The following is a 17,194-nucleotide window of genomic DNA, read 5'->3' on the forward strand; positions in this document are numbered from 1 at the left end:
TCACGCGGCGCGGGCCGTCACAGTGAGGACGCGGCCGGACCGCCCGTCCTCCAGGGCGTCGGCCTCGGCGCGGGCGACCTGGCGGCGCGACACCTTCATCGTCGGCGCCGCGTCGTCCGTGCCGACGTACGCCGGCTCGGCGGTCGCGTCGTCGTGCAGCACGGTCGGGCGGACGATCGTCCACGCGAGCCCGCTGTCGCGCACCATCTGCTCCTGCCGCTCGTGGTCGTCGACCTGGGGCCGGATCGCGAGGGTGAAGAAGGCCTTCAGCGCGAGCGGGAGGTGGCGGTAGGTGTCGCCGATGCCATAGGTCGACTGCACCACGAGCCGGCGGACGCCGTGCTGGTGCATCGCGTCGAGCACCGCCCGCGTGCCGGCCGACCGGACGTCGAGCCGTGAGCTCGCCCGGCGGGTCAGGCGGACCAGGAACGGGTTGTCGGGGATGCCGAGGGTGACGGCGACGGCGTCCTGCCCGACCATCGCCTTGCCCAGTGCGTCGGCGTCCAGCACGTCGCCGGTCACGGTGCGCACGTCCGCGCCGTGGTCGCCGGGGCTGCGGGAGAACGCGGTCACGAGGTGACCCCGCTCCACCAGCTCGGCGACCAGCTCGGCGCCGGTGCCCCGGCTCGCTCCCACCACGAGAACCTTCATGTCTTCCTCCTGAGGTCGGGCCCGGTCTGGTCCGGGCTGTCTCCAGACTCGTGCTTGCTCGCTGGACGATCAATGCCGGTATCACCGGCGCTCTTGCTCGTTCGTCCGGTTCGCGCGACACTCGACGGGTGGAGCGCGACGTGCTGTCCGAGACCCTCACCGACTTCGGCATGAGCGGCGTCTTCTACGCCGTGTCCGAGCTCGCCGCACCGTGGGGCATCGAGATCCCGCCCCTCCCGGGCACCGTGGTCTTCCACCTCGTCACCGAGGGCGAGCTGGTGCTCGAGGCCGCCGGGACGACGACGCGCCTGGTGGCCGGTGACATGGTGCTCGTCCCGACCGGCGCCGGCCACACGATCCTCGACGCCCCCGGCAGCGCCGCCACGCCCCTGTTCGACCTGCCCCGCGTCGAGCTGCGCGAGCGCTACGAGCGGCTGAGCATCCCCGGGCCCGGGGCCCGGAGCGAGGTGGTCTGCGGCGCCGTGAGCTTCAGCGGCCTGGGCGTCGCACGACTGCTGCGCAGCCTCCCGCCGGTGCTGCGGGCCGGCCACGGCGACGACGCCGCCTGGATGCGTGCGGCGTTCGACGTCATCGGACGGGAGTCGCGCCGTCCGCGGCCCGGCAGCGACGTGGTGACGGCCCGGCTCGCGGACGTCCTCGTCGTACAGGTGGTGCGGTCCTGGCTGGAGTCCGGGGCGCACGGGAGCGGGTGGGTGGCGGGCTTGCGTGACCCGCAGGTGGGGCGCGCGCTGGCGGCCTTCCACGCCGACCCGGCCGCGCCGTGGACGCTCGCGTCCCTGGCGGCCGAGGCGGGCATGTCCCGCTCGGCGTTCGCCGACCGCTTCCGTGCCGTGCTCGACGAGCCGCCGATGGCCTACGTGACCTCGTGGCGGATGGACCTCGCGGCCCGCATGGTGCGCGAGCGCGAGCTGCCGCTGGCCCGGGTGGCCGAGCGGGTGGGCTACCGGTCCGAGGCGGCCTTCAACCGGGCGTTCCGGCGCGCGCACCGGATGACCCCGGGCGCCTACGCGCGCCGCGACGCCGCCGTGATCGTCCTGCCGGAGGGCCTCGTCGCACCGGACCCCGTTCGCGCGCACCAGTGACCGGCACGGTCACGGCGCCCAATCGACCCGCTAGCGTGCGGTCGTGCCCTCCGTCCTGGTCCCCGCCGCCCGCTGGGAGCGGTGGGTCGACAACTTCACGACCGGCCACGGTGGCGCGGCGCTGGCGGTCTCGGGCGGCTCGCTGCGCGGCGAGGCCGAGGACGGGTCCCACTTCACCGCACGCCTGCCGTTCGCGACGGCGTACGACGGCCCGGCGGAGGCCGGCGACTTCGCCGCGGCCGCCGTGGCGCCGGGGGAGTGGGGCGTGCTGCTCGTGCGTAAGGGCGGGTTCGCCGTCGCCCGCATGGGGGGGCAGGCGCTCGTCGAGCACAAGGTCGGTCAGCGGCACGTGCAGGGACGCACGAAGGCCGGGGGTCAGAGCCAGCAGCGCTTCGCGCGCCGACGCGACAACCAGGCGCGGCAGGCCTACGAGGCGGCGGCCGACCACGCCGCCCGCATCCTGGGTGGCGTCCGCCTCGTGGTGACCGGCGGCGACCACGCCGCGGTCGACGCCGTCCTCGAGGACCCGCGCCTGTCGTCGGTCACGGTGGTCGACCCGTGGCTGCCCGTGCCCGACCCGCGGCGCGCCGTCCTCGACCGCGCCGTCGCCGATGCGCAAGCGATCGTCGTGGACGTCGTCAACGCCTGAGGGCGTCGATCTTCCGTTCGCCGACCGCGGGCGACTGCCGGGGTAATTAAGGGCCATCTGTCCCTTTACGGGCCCGTCCCGGTCCACCTCACCCTTGACTACCCCCCGGACGGACGAGGGCGCGCCGGGTCGCCTGGCGGGCGACTGGCCAGCAGCTCCGCCCTCGCCTCGTAGGTGGCGGAGGCTCCGCGCGAGCTCACGGCGAGGTCGCCAACCCCTGACACCGCGTGCGCTAGGTTCACGCGCATGGACGGGTCCACCGCGACGGGCTGGCAGCCGGAGCCGGGGTGGCAGCGGCTGCCGGGGTCGGGGCCCGCGACCGTCGGCCTCTGGTCGGCGACCCACCAGGGCCGCGACGTGGTCGTCAAGCGGCTGCAGGCCCCCGACCCCCGCGACCTCCCGGGCGTGCTGGCGCCGGGCGACGTGAACTACTGGAGGCGAGCCGCCGACGTCGCGCTGAGCGGGGTCGTCGCCGAGGCGCCGGGCCTGCGCGAGGCGCCCGTGGTCCGCGTCGACGAGGACGAGGAGGGCATCACCCTGGTCCACGAGCGCGTCGAGCCCTGCGACCCTCCCGGCCTGTGGCTGGCCGCCTGCCTCGGCCGCTTCGCCGCCGTCGACCTGGGTGAGCACGCCTGGCTGGCGCGCGACCAGCTGCGGAGCAGGCTCCGGCTCGTCGAGAGGCGCGGGGGCTGGCGCACCCTGGCCCGTACGCCCGTGTCCGACATCGCCGACCACCTGTGGTCGCGTCGCGCGGCGTGGCTCGACCGCTGCGACGCCCTCCCGCAGGTGGCGCAGCACGGTGACCCGTCGGCGGCCAACATCCCCGGCAGGCACGGCGAGGGCGCCGTGGCGATCGACTGGGCGCACCTCGGCCGGGGGCCGGTCGGCGCCGACCTCGGCTACCTGTCGCTGGCGACCCGCGAGGACGTCGAGCACCTCGTGGAGGCCTACGTCGCCGCGCTGCCCGCCGGCCTCGCGGACGCCGCCGACGTGGCGACCGGCGCCCGGGTGATGGCCGTCTACACCGCCCTGACCCGGCTCGACTGGGCGCTGGCGCGGGTCGCGGACGGCGAGGGCGCCCTCGCCGGCAAGTTCCGCCACCCCAGCGTCGCGCCCTACATCCGCTCGATGCAGCGCCAGGTCGGCCAGATCGAGGCGCTGCTCAGCGACGGCTGACCGGCTGTGCGGCTGCGCGTCAGAGCGACGAGGCGGAGAAGGTGTCGCAGGCCTCGAGGGTGCCCTCCTTGTAGCCACGGGTGAACCACGCCATCCGCTGCTCCGACGAGCCGTGGGTCCAGCCCTCAGGATCGACGCCCTGACCCGACTTCTGCTGGATCCGGTCGTCGCCGACGGCCTTCGCGGAGTCGAGGGCCTCCGCGATGTCGCCGTCGTCGAGGGTGATCAGCTCGCTGTCCTCGGCGTGGGCGGTCCACATGCCGGCGTAGCAGTCGGCCTGCAGCTCGAGTCGTACGGCGTCGGAGTCGGCGCCCTGCTGCGTGCGCACCTGCCCCATCGTGCCCATCAGGTTCTGGATGTGGTGGCCGTACTCGTGCGCGAGCACGTAGGGCTCGACGAAGTCGCCGCCCTGGCCGCCGAGCTGGCCCTCCAGCACGTCGGCGAAGAAGGTCGTGTCGAGGTAGATCTGCCGGTCGGCCGGGCAGTAGAACGGCCCGACCTGGGAGGTCGCCTGCCCGCAGCCGGTGTTGACGCCGCCGCTGAAGGTGATGGTCTGCGCCGGCGCGAGCTCGGCGCTCGCCTGCTCGGGCAGGGTGGCCCCCCAGTACTGCTCGAGCGAGAGCAGCACCGCCTTGCGGGCGCAGTCGGCGTCCTCGTTGGCGTCGGCGCCGGTGCGGCAGTTGGCGTAGCGCTCGCTGTCCTGCTCGATGCCCGCCGGGGTGCCGCCCTGGCTGCTCGGGTCGATGCCCGTCCCGCCGCCACCGCCGCCCACGCACTGGGTCAGGACGACGAACAGGATGATGATCAGGATGCCGCCGATGCCGCCACCGGCACGCGTGCCACCCGGCAGCGGCATGCGCATGCCGCCTCCGCCACCTCCGCCGCGGCCCGCGTCGCTGACCCGGCCTCCGCTGATGTCGGCCTTCGGGTTGAAGCGCATGTGACGTTGCCTTTCCGCAGGTCATGACGGTCGATTCGACCTCTGCGCACACTAGCGCCTGCGTCGCCGATGGGGCTCTCGCCTCCACCCCTTCGTAGGATGTCGTCCGAGATGATCACCGCCCAGAAGCTCGAGGTCAGAGCCGGCGCGCGGCTCCTCATGGAGGACGTCACCTTCCGCATCGCCGCAGGCGACAAGGTCGGCCTCGTGGGGCGCAACGGAGCCGGCAAGACGACCCTCACCCGCATCCTCGCCGGCGAGGGCCAGCCTGCCTCGGGACAGGTCCTGCGCAGCGGCGACGTCGGCTACCTCCCACAGGACCCCCGGGTCGGCGACCCCGAGGTGATCGCCCGCGACCGGATCCTGTCGGCGCGCGGCCTCGACGACGTCGTACGACGACTGCGCGAGGCCGAGGTCGACATGGCGAGCGAGGACCCGAAGGTCCACGAGCGCGGCATGAAGCGGTGGACCCGCGCCGACGCCGAGCTGCACGCCGGTGGCGGCTACGCCGCCGAGTCCGAGGCCGCGCAGATGGCCGCCGCCCTCGGCATCGAGGAGCGGCTCCTCGCCCAGCCCATCGGCACGCTCTCCGGTGGCCAGCGCCGTCGCGTCGAGCTCGCGCGCATCCTGTTCTCCGGCGCCGAGATCATGCTGCTCGACGAGCCGACCAACCACCTCGACGCCGACTCGATCATCTGGCTGCGCGACTTCCTCAAGGCGCACCGCGGCGGCTTCGTGGTCATCAGCCACGACAACGCGCTGCTCGAGGCGACGGTCAACAAGGTCTTCCACCTCGACGCCAACCGCGCCGTCATCGACATCTACAACATGGGCTGGCACAACTACCTCACCCAGCGCGAGGACGACGAGAAGCGCCGCAAGCGCGAGCGCCAGAACGCCGAGAACAAGGCCAAGGTGCTCACCGACCAGGCCAACAAGATGCGGGCCAAGGCCACCAAGGCGCAGGCCGCGCAGTCGATGCTCAAGCGCGCCGAGAAGATGATGGCCGGCATCGAGACCGAGCGCCAGGCCGACAAGGTCGCGCGGATCGCGTTCCCCGAGCCCGCGCCGTGCGGCAAGACGCCGCTCATGGGCACCGAGCTGTCCAAGTCCTACGGCTCGCTCGAGGTCTTCACCGCCGTCGACCTCGCGATCGACCGGGGGAGCCGCGTGGTGATCCTCGGCCTCAACGGAGCCGGCAAGACGACGATGCTGCGGATCCTGGCGGGTGTCGACAAGCCCGACACGGGCGAGGTCGTGCCGGGCTACGGGCTCAAGATGGGCTACTACGCCCAGGAGCACGAGACTCTCGACGTCAACCGGACCGTGCTGGAGAACATGCACAGCGCGGCACCCGAGCTCACCGACACCCAGGCCCGCTCCGTGCTCGGGTCGTTCCTCTTCTCCGGTGACGACGCCCACAAGCCCGCCGGCGTGCTGTCCGGGGGGGAGAAGACCCGGCTCGCGCTCGCGATCCTGGTGGTCTCGAGCGCCAACGTGCTGCTGCTCGACGAGCCGACCAACAACCTCGACCCCGCCTCCCGCGAGGAGGTGCTCCACGCGATCCGGAGCTACACCGGAGCGATCATCCTCGTCACCCACGACGAGGGTGCGGTGCGTGCGCTCTCGCCCGACCGGGTGCTGCTCCTGCCCGACGGCGACGAGGACCTGTGGAGCGACGAGTACGCCGACCTGGTGTCGCTCGCCTGAGGTTACTCGCGGGTAGTAACCTCGCTCCATGACTCCCGCAGACCTCGCCGCCGTCGGCCTCCGCCTCGAGATCGAGGGCCCGGTCGCGACCGTCACCCTCGACCGACCCGAGGTCCGCAACGCCCAGACCCCGGCGATGTGGCTGGCACTCGCCGAGCTCGGCGCGAGCCTGCCCGACGACGTACGCGTCGTGGTGGTGACGGGGGAGGGCGACACGTTCTCGGCCGGCCTCGACCGCGCGATGCTCGACCCGGCCCACGCGGGCGAGGGCACGGTGCTGGCACTGCTGGCCCTGAGCGACGAGGAGGCGTCGGCCCGGATCGAGGAGTTCCAGCGCGGCTTCACCTGGCTGCGCGACCCACGCTTCGTGTCGATCGCCAAGGTGCGCGGCCACGCGATCGGCGCCGGCTTCCAGCTCGCGCTGTCGTGCGACCTGCGCGTGGTCGCCGACGACGCGAAGCTCTCCATGAAGGAGTCGGCACTCGGCCTGGTCCCCGACCTCACCGGCACCAAGCCGCTCGTCGAGCACGTGGGCTACGCCCGGGCTCTCGAGATCTGCGCGACCGCGCGCGTCGTGACGGGGGAGGAGGCCGCACGCATCGGCCTGGCCACCGCGTGCGTGCCGGCCGCTGACCTCGACGCCGCGGTGGCCGACCTCGCCGCCGCGCTCGTCGCGCCCATGGCGGGCGTGGTCAGCGAGACGAAGACCCTGCTCCAGGGCGCGGCCGACCGCGACCTCGACGAGCAGCGGCGCCTCGAGCGGGAGGCGCAGGTACGCCGTTTCCGCGCCGTCGCGGCGGCCTTCGCGGGCTGACACGACGACGCCGCCGCGCGCGGCGTCGGTGGCGCGAGGGACAATGACACTCCGCCGGGAGTTCACGGTGGTGGACCTCAGGAGGAGTGGGCATGTCGATGGGAACGGGCCTGGGTGGCCCCCCGTGGCGGCACCTGCGCAGTGACCGAAGCGTCGTCGACAACAAGATCGAGCGCCGCACGCTGCGCCGGGTGCTCGGCTTCGCGCGTCCGCACCGGCGGCTGATCGCCGCGTTCCTCGTGGTCACGGTGGTCGACGCGGCGCTCGTCGTGGTCCCGCCGCTCCTGCTCAAGGCGATCATCGACGACGCGGTCGGCGCCGGCGACACCTCGCTCGTCGTGTGGCTGGCCGTCCTCGTGGCGGTGGTGGCCGTCCTCGACGCCGGCTTCGGCCTCATCACGGGCTGGCTGTCGAGCCGGATCGGCGAGGGACTGATCTACGACCTGCGCACCCAGGTGTTCGCCCACGTCCAGCGCCAGTCGCTGGCGTTCTTCACCCGCACCCAGACCGGCGCCCTGGTCAGCCGTCTCAACAACGACGTGATCGGCGCCCAGCGGGCGTTCACCTCCACGCTCCAGGGCACCGTCTCCAACATCATCGCCGCCGTCGTCGTGGGCGTGACGATGCTCTTCCTCAGCTGGCCGGTCACGCTGCTGTGCGTCGCGCTCTTCCCGATCCTCCTGATCGCCTCGCGCCTCGTCGGCAACCGCCTGGCCGACCTCTCGCGGCAGCAGATGGACGGCAACGCCGACCTCGGCAACGCCATGACCGAGCGCTTCAACGTCGGCGGCGCGATGCTCCTCAAGCTCTTCGGCCGCCGCGAGTCCGAGGACGTCGCCTACGCCGAGAAGGCCGCGGTCGTGCGCGACCTCGGCGTGCGCATCTCGCTGCTCACCCGCATCTTCTTCGCCGCGATGACGCTCGTGCCGTCGCTGGCGACCGCGCTGGTCTACGGCATCGGCGGCTGGCTGGCCATCCGCGGCGACCTGTCGGTCGGCACCATCGTCGCGCTCGGCGTCCTGCTGACCCGCCTGCTCGGGCCGCTCCAGGGCCTCTCCAACGTGCGCATCGACGTGATGACCGCCTTGGTCAGCTTCGACCGCGTCTTCGAGGTGCTCGACCTGCCGTCCCTGATCCAGGAGAAGCCCGACGCCATTGCGCTCGCCCCGTCGGCCTCGCGCCTGGAGTTCGACCACGTCGCGTTCACCTACCCGCGCGCCGACGAGATCTCCCTCGCCTCGCTCGAGACCGTCGCACGCACCGAGTCGCGCGACACCGGCCAGGTGCTCCACGAGGTCACGTTCACGGCGGAGCCGGGTCAGATGGTCGCCCTCGTCGGCCCGTCCGGGGCCGGCAAGACGACGGTCACCCACCTCGTCGCCCGGCTCTACGACGTCGAGTCCGGAGCGGTGCGCGTCGGCGGGCACGACGTACGGGACGTCACGCTGCAGTCGCTGGAGGACGTGGTCGGCTACGTCACCCAGGACGCCCACATGTTTCACGACACGATCCGCGCCAACCTGCTCTACGCCCGCCCCGCCGCGTCGGAGGCCGACGTCTGGGCCGCCCTCGAGGCCGCGCAGATCGCGTCCCTCGTCCGGTCGCTGCCCGACGGCCTCGACACGGTCGTCGGTGACCGGGGCTACCGGCTCAGCGGGGGCGAGCGGCAGCGGCTCGCGATCGCCCGCCTGCTCCTCAAGGCGCCCGCGATCGTCGTCCTCGACGAGGCCACCGCCCACCTGGACAGCGAGTCCGAGGCCGCGGTCCAGCAGGCCCTCGACGCCGCCCTCGAGGGGCGCACGTCGCTGGTCATCGCGCACCGGCTCTCCACCGTCCGCAACGCCGACCTGATCCTCGTCCTCGACGACGGCCGCGTCGTGCAGCAGGGCACCCACGCCGAGCTGCTCGCCGCCGGCGGCCTCTACGCCACCCTCCACGCCACGCAGTTCCGCGCGGAGCGCTCGGAGCCCGTGCCCGGCTAGGGTCGCGGATCTCGACACGCCGCATCGCGACCCCGTGCCTCGGTCGCGCCGGCACTCGACCTCCCGGCCCACGCCGGCCGCGACTCCGTCGCTGCCGGTTAGGGTCGGGACATGGACCTGCAGCTGAAGGACCGAGTCTTCATCGTCACCGGCGGGTCCCGCGGGCTCGGCCGGGCGAGCGCCGAGGCGCTGGTCGCGGAGGGTGCTCGGGTCGTGCTGTCCGGACGGTCGCAGGAGTCACTCGACGCGGCAACAGCAGCGCTCGACGCGGTCGCGGGGCGTCGGGTCGCGGTGGGCGTCGTGGCGGACAACGCCGAGCGCGAGACCCCGCGCCGCCTGCTCGGGGCCGCCCAGGACGCCTTCGGGCGCACCGACGGAGCCCTGATCAGCGTCGGTGGTCCGCCGAAGGGACCGGTCGCCGACATCTCCGACGACCAGTGGAGCGCGGCGTTCGAGGCGGTCTTCCTCGGCGCCGTACGTCTCGCGCGCGAGATCGGCGCCGCGCTGCCCGCGGGCGGCTCGCTCGGCCTGGTGCTGTCCTCGAGCGTGCGGGCTCCGCTGCCCGAGATGGCGATCTCCAACGGCCTGCGCCCGGGCCTCGCGATGGTGGCCAAGACCTTGGCCGACGAGCTGGGGCCGAGGGGCGTGCGGGTCAACGGCCTCCTGCCGGGCCGGATCGCCACCGAGCGGGTCGCGGAGCTCGACGCCTCGACCGGTGATCCCGAGGCAGCCCGGCGTGCCGCCGAGGCGTCGATCCCGCTCGGCCGCTACGGAGCCCCGGAGGAGTTCGGCGCCGTCGCTGCCTTCATGCTGTCGCCGGCCGCGTCATTCCTGACGGGCGTGATGCTCCCGGTCGACGGCGGACTCCTCCGCGCCCTCTGAGTCGTCACCCGGGTCGAGCCGCTCGCGCCACGTACGCCGTCGCACCCGCGCAGGCTCGGGCCCGCCGGTGCGCGTGGGCTCGGGCGCCGGGGCGTCCTTGCTGCCCCACGGGCCGCGGCCCCCGCGCCACTCGTCGTAGATGAGGTAGAAGAAGCCGAAGATCGCCAGGGCGCCGAAGAACCACCACTGGAGGCCGTAGAAGAAGTGCGGGCCGTTGTCGAGCTCGGGGAGCTCGACCGGCTCCAGCGGCGTGGCGGGCTCGGGCGACTCCGAGCGCAGGTCGACCCAGCCGCCGAGCACCTCGCGGCCGAGCGCGTCGCCGATGCGTCGGCTGTCGATGGCGCGGGTGGACTGGTCGGTGACCGCGGTGCTGTCGCCCTCCGCGTCACGGCGCACCCAGCCGGTGACGTCGACCTCGCCCTCCGGGGGAGCGGGCACGTCCTCGGTGGACGCGCCGCGGTTGTCGGTGGCGAACCAGCCGCGGTCGACCAGCAGGCTCGTGCCGTCGTCGAGCTCGAGCGGGACGACCACGTCGACCCCGGCCGCGCCCTCGCGGGTGCGGTAGCGCACGATCACCGTGTCCTCGACGGCGTAGGTCCCGGTGGCCTCCACGATGCGCCACTCGTCGGCCGCCTCGACCGGCCGGCCGGGCGCGAGGACGGCCGTGACCGGGTCGGCGCCGGCCTCCTCGTTGCGCTGGATGATCTCGTTGCGCTCCTGGCGGTCGGCGAGCCGGTGGAACTGCCACTCGCCGAGCCGCCACGCGACCCAGGCGAGGAAGACGACCACGAGCGCGAAGGCGATCCAGCGGCGCGAGACCAGGAACCGCAGCTTGTGCACGCTGCGAGGTTATCCGGCTCGTCCTGAGCGTCCGGCGCCCGGTGCGGCCCCCGTCGCTAGACTTGTGATCGTGACGACACCTCTGGCAGACCGCTTCGGCCGCGTGGCCACGGACCTCCGGGTCTCGCTCACCGACCGGTGCAACCTCCGGTGCAACTACTGCATGCCCGCCGAGGGCCTCGACTGGCTGCCCACGGAGCAGACGCTGACCGACGACGAGGTCGTCCGGCTGATCACGATCGGCGTGGAGCGGCTCGGCATCCGCGAGGTGCGGTTCACCGGCGGCGAGCCGCTGCTGCGCCGGGGACTGGTCGACATCGTGGCCCGCACGCACGCGCTCGGCGTCGAGACCTCGCTGACCACCAACGCGCTGGGGCTCTCGCGCACCGCCCAGGCCCTCGCCGACGCGGGGCTCGACCGGATCAACGCGAGCATCGACTCGGTGCGCCCGGAGACCTTCGCCACCATCACGCGTCGCGACCGGCTAGCGGACGTCGTCGCGGGCCTCGAGGCAGCCCAGGCCGCCGGGCTCGGACCCATCAAGCTCAACGCCGTGCTGCTGCGCGGCACCAACGACGACCAGGCCGCCGAGCTGCTCCGGTGGAGCATCGACCACGGCTACGAGCTGCGGTTCATCGAGCAGATGCCGCTCGACGCGCAGCACGACTGGAGCCGGGCCAGCATGGTCACCGCGGACGAGATCCACGAGGCGCTCGCCGCCGAGTTCACCCTGACGCCGCACGGCGCACCCCGCGGGAGCGCGCCCGCCGAGCTCTTCGACGTCGACGGGGGACCGGCCACGGTCGGGATCATCGCCTCCGTCACCCGCCCGTTCTGCGGCGACTGCGACCGCGTGCGGCTCACCGCCGACGGCCAGGTGCGCAACTGCCTGTTCGCCCGCGAGGAGTCCGACCTCCGCACGTCGCTGCGCTCCGGCGCCGGCGACGAGGAGATCGCCGAGCGCTGGGTCATCGCGATGCTCGGCAAGCGTGCCGGCCACGGCATCGACGACGTGACGTTCCTCCAGCCCGACCGCCCCATGTCCGCCATCGGCGGGTAGGCGGCGTCGGTCGGCGTCGGTCAGCGTCGGTCAGTCCGCCCGCGAGTGCGGCACGACGTCCTTCAGGAAGCCGCGCGCGCCGAGGAAGTCGGACAGCGAGGCCCGGTGCTCGTCGCAGGCGAGCCAGGACTTGCGGCGCTCGGGCGTGTGGATCTTCGGGTTGTTCCACCGGAGGTCCCACACGGCGTCGGCCTGGCAGCCCTTGGCCGAGCAGATGTCACGGTCGAGCTCCATGGTCGTCCTTCCGGCAGGCGGCCCCGGCGCCCCCGGCAGGGGGGGCGTCGGGCCCGGACATGAGAAGTGCCGGACAGCCACGGGGGGAAGCTGTCCGGCACTTCGGTCGCTGACGCAGACGGGGGATGCTGCGCTCGCGGTGAAGATCATTCCATGGGACTGGGTGAAAACCAAACTTTCGACACACCTAGGTCGTGTCGTGTTTCCTCAGTCTTCACCGTCGCGTGCCGTCAGTTCGTGAGCGCCGGCGTTGCCCGGCAGGCTGAACCCGTCGTCGCGCTGGTCCCCGGCGTTGGCTGCGACCACCGCGAAGAGCGGGACGAAGACCGCCGCGGCGGCGAAGACCCAGCTCAGCACGCCCGGCCAGGCGACCACCGCGGCGATGAAGCACACGAGCCGGATCGTCATGGAGATGGCGTAGCGACGCTGTCGCGACCGCATGTCGTCGGCGGCGCTGCTGCGAGCCGTGGTGATGCGCACGGCATCGGACTTGGCCATGCGTTCGAGTCTACGTCGCTAGGCTCGCAGATCCACGGGCCAGTGACGGTCCGCACAGCGCCACCAGGAGGAACCATGACCAACCGCACCTATCGCGTGACCGAGATCGTCGGGACCTCGCCCGACGGCATCGACCAGGCGATCCGCAACGGCATCCAGCGGGCCGGGCAGACGCTCCGCCACATCGACTGGTTCGAGGTCACCCAGGTCCGCGGCCAGGCCAAGGACGGGGCCGTCGAGCACTTCCAGGTCGGGATGAAGGTGGGCTTCCGCCTCGAGGACGAGTGACCACGGGTTTCCTCGTACCGAGCGGTAATCACTAGCGTCGGGAGCGTGAGCGAGATTCCCGGATCCAGCACCCCGCCCGCGCCCCGATCGGTCCTGGTGACCGGAGGCAACCGGGGCATCGGCCGCGCCATCGCCGAGGCGTTCATCGCCCAGGGCGACAAGGTCGCGGTCACCACCCGCAACGGCGGCGCTCCCGAGGGCGCGCTCGACGTGCGCTGCGACATCACCGACGCCGCCCAGGTCGACGCCGCCTTCGCCCAGGTCGAGGAGGCCCACGGCCCGGTCGAGGTCCTCGTCGCCAACGCGGGCATCACCAAGGACACGCTCCTGCTCCGGATGAGCGAGGACGACTGGTCCTCGGTCATCGACACCAACCTGACCGGCACCTTCCGGCTGACCAAGCGAGCCGCCAAGGGCATGCTGCGCCTGCGCCGCGGCCGGATCATCCTCATCTCCTCGGTCGTCGGACTGCTCGGCTCCGCCGGGCAGGTCAACTACGCCGCCTCGAAGTCCGGGCTCGTCGGCCTGGCCCGGTCGCTGGCGCGTGAGCTCGGGAGCCGGTCGATCACGACCAACGTCGTCGCGCCGGGCTTCGTCGAGACCGACATGACCGACGTCCTCACCGACGACCAGAAGAACGCCATCAAGACGCAGGTGCCGCTGGGTCGCTACGCCTCGACGGCCGAGGTCGCCTCGGCGGTCACCTGGCTCGCCTCCGACGGGGCTTCCTACGTCACCGGTGCCGTGATCCCGGTCGACGGCGGCCTCGGCATGGGCCACTGACCCTCCACCCGCGCGACACGAGCACTGACGAAAGGTCCAACGACATGGGAATCCTCGACGGAAAGCGCATCCTCGTCGCCGGCGTCACGATGGACAGCTCCATCGGCTTCGCGACGGCGAAGGTCGCCCAGGAGCAGGGCGCCACGGTGCTGATCTCCAACTTCGGCCGCGCACTCGGCATCACGAGGCGGATCGCCAAGCGGCTGCCGCAGGAGGCGCCGGTGCTCGAGCTCGACGTGACCGACGAGGGACACCTCGCGGGTCTCGCCGACCAGGTCCGCGAGCACGTCGACGGCCTCGACGGCGTCGTGCACTCCATCGCCTACGGCAACCCCGAGACGCTGCTCGGCGGGAAGTTCATGGACGGCCCGTGGGACGACGTGGCGCAGGCCGTGCAGGTGTCGGCGTACTCGCTGAAGTCGCTGGCCGTCGCCACCCGGCCGCTGCTCTCGCGCGGCTCGTCCATCGTCGGGCTCACCTTCGACGCCACCACGGCGTGGCCGGCCTACGACTGGATGGGCGTCGCCAAGGCAGCGCTGGAGAACACCTCGCGCTACGTCGCCCGCGACCTCGGCCCGGACGGCATCCGCTGCAACCTCGTCTCGGCCGGCCCGCTGAAGACCCTCGCGGCGAAGGCCATCCCGGGGTTCGAGGACCTCGAGTCGGCGTGGAAGGACCGCGCGCCGCTCGGGTGGGACGAGTCCGACCACAGGCCGACCGCGCAGGCCGTCGTCGCCCTGCTGAGCGACTTCTTCCCCGCCACCACCGGGGAGATCGTGCACGTCGACGGCGGCTTCCACGCGATGGGCCTGTAGGCACGCGCTGCCGGTTCGGTAGTTTCCCCGCGTGACCTCACTCGTCGAGCTGCGCATCCTCGAAGGCCCCAACCTCTACTTCCCGCGCGCCGCGGTGAAGCTCACCCTCGACGTCTCGACGATCACCGAGGCGAGCGACGAGACCGTCCTGCGGTTCGCGCGCCGCATCGGGCTGCGCACGACGCGGCCAGGGGCGCCCGGCTCGGGGTTCCGGCAGCGGTTCGCCCTGCGCGCGGTGGAGCGGCTCGTCCGGGCGATCGCGGGGGAGGCGGGCACGCGCCGCCTCGCCGTGCGGGTCCGCCCCACGGCCGACCCCGACGTCGTCGTCGTGGCCTTCCCGTGGCGCCACCGCGGACGCGCCCGAGCGCTCGGCGAGGCGGTCGCGCACGCGCTCGACGCGCTGCCGGCACCCGACGTCGAGGCGGCGGTCAGCGCCGCCGCGGCCGAGGTGGCCGCCGCGCCCCGGGGCGACCGTCCGACGACGATCACCCCGGCCATCCCCGTCGTCGCGGTGACCGGCACCAACGGCAAGACCACGACCAGCCGGATGATCGCCCACATCGCACGCACGAGCGGGCTGGTGGTCGGCTGGTCCAACACCGACGGCATCTACCGCGACGGCGTGCTGGTCGAGGCCGGCGACTACTCCGGGCCCTCCGGCGCCGCCCGCGCGCTCGGGCTCGACGGGGTCCAGCTCGCCGTCACCGAGACCGCCCGCGGCGGCATCCTGCTCAAGGGCATCGGCATCACCCGCAACGACGTCTCGGTGGTGACCAACGTGACCGCCGACCACCTCGGCCTCCAGGGCATCGACACCGTCGACCAGCTCGCCGAGGTGAAGTCCGTCGTCCCCCGGATCACCCGCAAGGACGGCTGGGCGGTGCTCAACGGCGACGACCCGCGGGTGCTGGCCATGCGCAGCGTCGTCGTCGCGCAGCCGTGGATCTTCAGCCGCGACCCCGACTCGCCGGCGGTGCGCGAGGTGCTCACCGACGGCGGCCGGGCCACCACCGTGATCGACGGGTGGATCACCGTCCTCTCGCCCGGGGCCGACCCCGACCCGCTGGTCGAGCTCGTCGACGTCCCGATGACGCTCGCCGGGCTGTCGCGCTTCAACATCGAGAACGCCCTCGCCGCCGCCTCCGCCGCCCTCGCGATCGGCCTGCCCCGCGACGCCGTCGTCGCGGGCCTCACGTCGTTCCGCCCCGACGCCGAGCACAACCCGGGCCGGATGAACTTCTTCTCGCTGCCTTCCCGCAACGGGCAGTGCGTGTCGGTCGTGATGGACCTCGCCCACAACGAGGCCGGGCTCGAGGCGCTGCTCGAGATCATGGCGGGTGTACGTCGCCCCGGTGCGCGCCTGCTGCTCGGCCTCGGCGCCGTGGGCGACCGCACCGACGAGCTGATCGACGCCCTCGGCGAGATCGGCGCCAAGGGCAGCGACGTCGTGGCGATCGGCCACAAGGAGTGGTACCTGCGCGGGCGCACGATGGACGAGATCGACGCCCTGCTCCGGGCCGGCGCCGCCCGCGTCGGCGTCACCGACATCGACACCTTCCCCACCGAGGTCGGCTGCCTGGCCGCGCTGGTCGGGCGCGCCGAGCCCGGCGACGTGGTCGGCCTGATGTGCCACGCCGAGCGGCAGGAGGCCTACGACTGGATCGCCTCCCACGGCGGCACGCCCGACAGCCCGGACGTCCTGGCCGAGAAGGTGCGGGCGGCACAGGCGTGAGCGCTGGCTGGACGGAGGTCTACGACGCCCTCGCGCCGACCTACGACGAGATGACCGCCGGCAACGGCTGGTCCGCCAACGGCCGCGCCCGGGACCTGCTCGTCCCGCTCGGTCTCGCGCCGGCGCGGGTCCTGGACCTCGGCGCGGGGACCGGGCAGACAGCGGTCGTGCTGCGGGACCTGTTCCCGGCCGCCGCCCTCACCCTCGTCGACCCGTCGGCGAGGATGCTCGAGCGAGCCCGCGACAAGGTCCCGGCCGTCGAGACCGTCGTCGCCGACGCCGAGTCCTTCCTGCGCGCGGCCGACGAGGAGTGGGACCTCGTCGCCGCCATCGGCTTCCTCGAGCTGGTGGCCGACCTGTTCGAGGTGGTGCGCCTGGCCGCCTCGCGGCTCGCGCCGGGCGGGCACCTGGTGGTGAGCCACGAGCCGCTGCTGGACGACGGGTCCGTGCAGTCGTCGCCGGTGAGCGTGGTGAGCGGCTCGCAGCTCGTGCGGCGCCACCCCCGCGCGGAGCTCGAGCGGCGCGCGGCGTCGTACGGGCTCGTGCGCGTCGCCGCGACCGAGGCAGTGGCCTTCGAGCGCGGGGGCGACGGCAGCGGCGCGACCTACGAGGTCGTCGTCTGGCGCCTTCCGCCCGGGGGCGGGTAGGCCGGCGGGGCGGTCAGGTGTCGCCCGGGTCGACCTGCTCGCCGGGAGCGCCGACATCGAGGTCACCCTCGACGATCAAGCCCGTCATGCCCGCCGGCGAGCGCGTCTCGTGCGGCTCACCGGGCTCCCACACGGCGGCCTGTCCGGGACCGAGGCGGCGTACGGTCCCCTCGGCGCCGCTCACCTCCGCCTCGCCCGACAGCACGACCATGAGCTGACGACCCGGTGCCGGGTGCCGGCCGATGGTGCCGCCGGGCGCGAGGGCGATGGCGATCAGGTGGGCGTCGGCGCTGATCCCGAAGGCGCCGACCGAGAAGCCACGACTCCCGTGGGCCTCGATCGGACGGTGGGGCAGGTCGGCGAGGTCGAGGAGGCGCACTCAGGCCGTCC

Annotated in this window: 19 protein-coding genes; 13 read left to right on the forward strand and 6 right to left on the reverse strand. The window is 73.2% G+C overall.

Annotated features, from left to right (window positions below; translation table 11 throughout):
- Complete coding sequence (locus tag NCI01_RS06585) at positions 1 to 651, reverse strand: NAD(P)-dependent oxidoreductase (RefSeq protein ID WP_254180667.1); 651 nt, start codon at positions 649 to 651, stop codon at positions 1 to 3.
- Positions 652 to 779: 128 nt separating this feature from the next.
- Here NCI01_RS06585 and NCI01_RS06590 point away from each other — a divergent pair, with 128 nt between their 5' ends.
- The 3 genes from NCI01_RS06590 (at position 780) to NCI01_RS06600 (ending at position 3,579) form a co-directional block, all read left to right on the forward strand.
- Positions 780 to 1,754 carry an AraC family transcriptional regulator gene (locus tag NCI01_RS06590; protein WP_254180668.1) on the forward strand — a complete coding sequence of 325 codons (975 nt, stop codon included), beginning with the start codon at positions 780 to 782 and terminating at the stop codon, positions 1,752 to 1,754.
- 43 nt (positions 1,755 to 1,797) lie between these two features.
- A complete protein-coding gene (locus NCI01_RS06595; protein WP_254180669.1) occupies positions 1,798 to 2,403 on the forward strand; it encodes an acVLRF1 family peptidyl-tRNA hydrolase in 606 nt (201 codons plus the stop codon).
- 246 nt (positions 2,404 to 2,649) lie between these two features.
- Positions 2,650 to 3,579, forward strand: coding sequence for an aminoglycoside phosphotransferase family protein (locus NCI01_RS06600; RefSeq protein WP_254180670.1), 930 nt, complete (start codon positions 2,650 to 2,652; stop codon positions 3,577 to 3,579).
- Between the two features lie 19 nt (positions 3,580 to 3,598).
- On the opposite strand, the gene ypfJ is transcribed toward NCI01_RS06600, so the two are convergent.
- Positions 3,599 to 4,519 carry a KPN_02809 family neutral zinc metallopeptidase gene (ypfJ, locus tag NCI01_RS06605; protein ID WP_254180671.1) on the reverse strand — a complete coding sequence of 307 codons (921 nt, stop codon included), beginning with the start codon at positions 4,517 to 4,519 and terminating at the stop codon, positions 3,599 to 3,601.
- Between the two features lie 111 nt (positions 4,520 to 4,630).
- On the opposite strand from ypfJ, the gene NCI01_RS06610 reads away from it, so the two are divergent.
- The 4 genes from NCI01_RS06610 (at position 4,631) to NCI01_RS06625 (ending at position 9,907) form a co-directional block, all read left to right on the forward strand.
- Positions 4,631 to 6,229 carry an ABC-F family ATP-binding cassette domain-containing protein gene (locus NCI01_RS06610; RefSeq protein ID WP_254180672.1) on the forward strand — a complete coding sequence of 533 codons (1,599 nt, stop codon included), beginning with the start codon at positions 4,631 to 4,633 and terminating at the stop codon, positions 6,227 to 6,229.
- A gap of 28 nt (positions 6,230 to 6,257) precedes the next feature.
- Entirely contained in the window at positions 6,258 to 7,043 is a 786-nt protein-coding gene (locus NCI01_RS06615; protein ID WP_254180673.1) for an enoyl-CoA hydratase/isomerase family protein, read from the forward strand.
- A gap of 92 nt (positions 7,044 to 7,135) precedes the next feature.
- Positions 7,136 to 9,025 carry an ABC transporter ATP-binding protein gene (locus NCI01_RS06620; protein WP_254180674.1) on the forward strand — a complete coding sequence of 630 codons (1,890 nt, stop codon included), beginning with the start codon at positions 7,136 to 7,138 and terminating at the stop codon, positions 9,023 to 9,025.
- A gap of 111 nt (positions 9,026 to 9,136) precedes the next feature.
- Positions 9,137 to 9,907: an SDR family oxidoreductase gene (locus tag NCI01_RS06625; protein WP_254180675.1), complete on the forward strand. Its 771-nt coding sequence runs from the start codon at positions 9,137 to 9,139 to the stop codon at positions 9,905 to 9,907.
- On the opposite strand, the gene NCI01_RS06630 is transcribed toward NCI01_RS06625, so the two are convergent.
- Positions 9,851 to 10,747 (reverse strand): SURF1 family cytochrome oxidase biogenesis protein, encoded by an 897-nt coding sequence (locus NCI01_RS06630; protein ID WP_254180676.1) that lies wholly within the window; start codon positions 10,745 to 10,747, stop codon positions 9,851 to 9,853. The two genes, NCI01_RS06625 and NCI01_RS06630, sit on opposite strands and share 57 nt — an antisense overlap.
- A gap of 70 nt (positions 10,748 to 10,817) precedes the next feature.
- On the opposite strand from NCI01_RS06630, the gene moaA reads away from it, so the two are divergent.
- On the forward strand, positions 10,818 to 11,807 hold the full coding sequence (gene moaA / locus NCI01_RS06635; RefSeq protein WP_254180677.1) for a GTP 3',8-cyclase MoaA: 990 nt from the start codon (positions 10,818 to 10,820) through the stop codon (positions 11,805 to 11,807).
- A gap of 30 nt (positions 11,808 to 11,837) precedes the next feature.
- On the opposite strand, the gene NCI01_RS06640 is transcribed toward moaA, so the two are convergent.
- Both NCI01_RS06640 and NCI01_RS06645 read right to left on the reverse strand, forming a co-directional pair.
- A complete protein-coding gene (locus NCI01_RS06640; RefSeq protein ID WP_254180678.1) occupies positions 11,838 to 12,041 on the reverse strand; it encodes an acetone carboxylase in 204 nt (67 codons plus the stop codon).
- A gap of 207 nt (positions 12,042 to 12,248) precedes the next feature.
- A complete protein-coding gene (locus tag NCI01_RS06645) occupies positions 12,249 to 12,539 on the reverse strand; it encodes a DUF3099 domain-containing protein (RefSeq protein WP_254180679.1) in 291 nt (96 codons plus the stop codon).
- 75 nt (positions 12,540 to 12,614) lie between these two features.
- Between NCI01_RS06645 and NCI01_RS06650 the strand changes: the two genes are divergently transcribed.
- The 5 genes from NCI01_RS06650 to NCI01_RS06670 are packed head-to-tail and all read left to right on the forward strand — an operon-like array spanning position 12,615 to position 16,804.
- Positions 12,615 to 12,827: a dodecin gene (locus tag NCI01_RS06650; protein ID WP_254180680.1), complete on the forward strand. Its 213-nt coding sequence runs from the start codon at positions 12,615 to 12,617 to the stop codon at positions 12,825 to 12,827.
- A 45-nt stretch (positions 12,828 to 12,872) separates the two neighbouring features.
- Entirely contained in the window at positions 12,873 to 13,610 is a 738-nt protein-coding gene (fabG, locus tag NCI01_RS06655; RefSeq protein ID WP_254180681.1) for a 3-oxoacyl-[acyl-carrier-protein] reductase, read from the forward strand.
- A 44-nt stretch (positions 13,611 to 13,654) separates the two neighbouring features.
- A complete protein-coding gene (fabI, locus tag NCI01_RS06660) occupies positions 13,655 to 14,425 on the forward strand; it encodes an enoyl-ACP reductase FabI (RefSeq protein WP_254180682.1) in 771 nt (256 codons plus the stop codon).
- Between the two features lie 31 nt (positions 14,426 to 14,456).
- Positions 14,457 to 16,157 carry a Mur ligase family protein gene (locus tag NCI01_RS06665; RefSeq protein WP_254180683.1) on the forward strand — a complete coding sequence of 567 codons (1,701 nt, stop codon included), beginning with the start codon at positions 14,457 to 14,459 and terminating at the stop codon, positions 16,155 to 16,157.
- A complete protein-coding gene (locus NCI01_RS06670) occupies positions 16,154 to 16,804 on the forward strand; it encodes a class I SAM-dependent methyltransferase (RefSeq protein WP_254180684.1) in 651 nt (216 codons plus the stop codon). Before NCI01_RS06665 ends, NCI01_RS06670 begins: the two co-directional genes overlap by 4 nt.
- Positions 16,805 to 16,817: 13 nt before the next feature.
- On the opposite strand, the gene NCI01_RS06675 is transcribed toward NCI01_RS06670, so the two are convergent.
- Complete coding sequence (locus tag NCI01_RS06675) at positions 16,818 to 17,183, reverse strand: cupin domain-containing protein (RefSeq protein ID WP_254180685.1); 366 nt, start codon at positions 17,181 to 17,183, stop codon at positions 16,818 to 16,820.
- Between the last annotated feature and the right edge of the window lie 11 nt (positions 17,184 to 17,194).

Source organism: Nocardioides pinisoli, from assembly GCF_024199985.1.
Taxonomy (GTDB): domain Bacteria; phylum Actinomycetota; class Actinomycetes; order Propionibacteriales; family Nocardioidaceae; genus Nocardioides; species Nocardioides pinisoli.

Excerpts from the sequence above, each read along its gene's own strand:
- NCI01_RS06585 (WP_254180667.1), bottom strand. The coding sequence starts at position 651 with ATGAAGGTTCTCGTGGTGGGAGCGAGCCGGGGCACCGGCGCCGAGCTG.
- NCI01_RS06615 (WP_254180673.1), top strand. The coding sequence starts at position 6,258 with ATGACTCCCGCAGACCTCGCCGCCGTCGGCCTCCGCCTCGAGATCGAG.
- NCI01_RS06620 (WP_254180674.1), top strand. The coding sequence starts at position 7,136 with ATGTCGATGGGAACGGGCCTGGGTGGCCCCCCGTGGCGGCACCTGCGC.
- NCI01_RS06600 (WP_254180670.1), top strand. The coding sequence starts at position 2,650 with ATGGACGGGTCCACCGCGACGGGCTGGCAGCCGGAGCCGGGGTGGCAG.
- fabI (WP_254180682.1), top strand. The coding sequence starts at position 13,655 with ATGGGAATCCTCGACGGAAAGCGCATCCTCGTCGCCGGCGTCACGATG.
- NCI01_RS06610 (WP_254180672.1), top strand. The coding sequence starts at position 4,631 with ATGATCACCGCCCAGAAGCTCGAGGTCAGAGCCGGCGCGCGGCTCCTC.
- NCI01_RS06640 (WP_254180678.1), bottom strand. The coding sequence starts at position 12,041 with ATGGAGCTCGACCGTGACATCTGCTCGGCCAAGGGCTGCCAGGCCGAC.
- NCI01_RS06645 (WP_254180679.1), bottom strand. The coding sequence starts at position 12,539 with ATGGCCAAGTCCGATGCCGTGCGCATCACCACGGCTCGCAGCAGCGCC.
- NCI01_RS06650 (WP_254180680.1), top strand. The coding sequence starts at position 12,615 with ATGACCAACCGCACCTATCGCGTGACCGAGATCGTCGGGACCTCGCCC.
- NCI01_RS06625 (WP_254180675.1), top strand. The coding sequence starts at position 9,137 with ATGGACCTGCAGCTGAAGGACCGAGTCTTCATCGTCACCGGCGGGTCC.
- ypfJ (WP_254180671.1), bottom strand. The coding sequence starts at position 4,519 with ATGCGCTTCAACCCGAAGGCCGACATCAGCGGAGGCCGGGTCAGCGAC.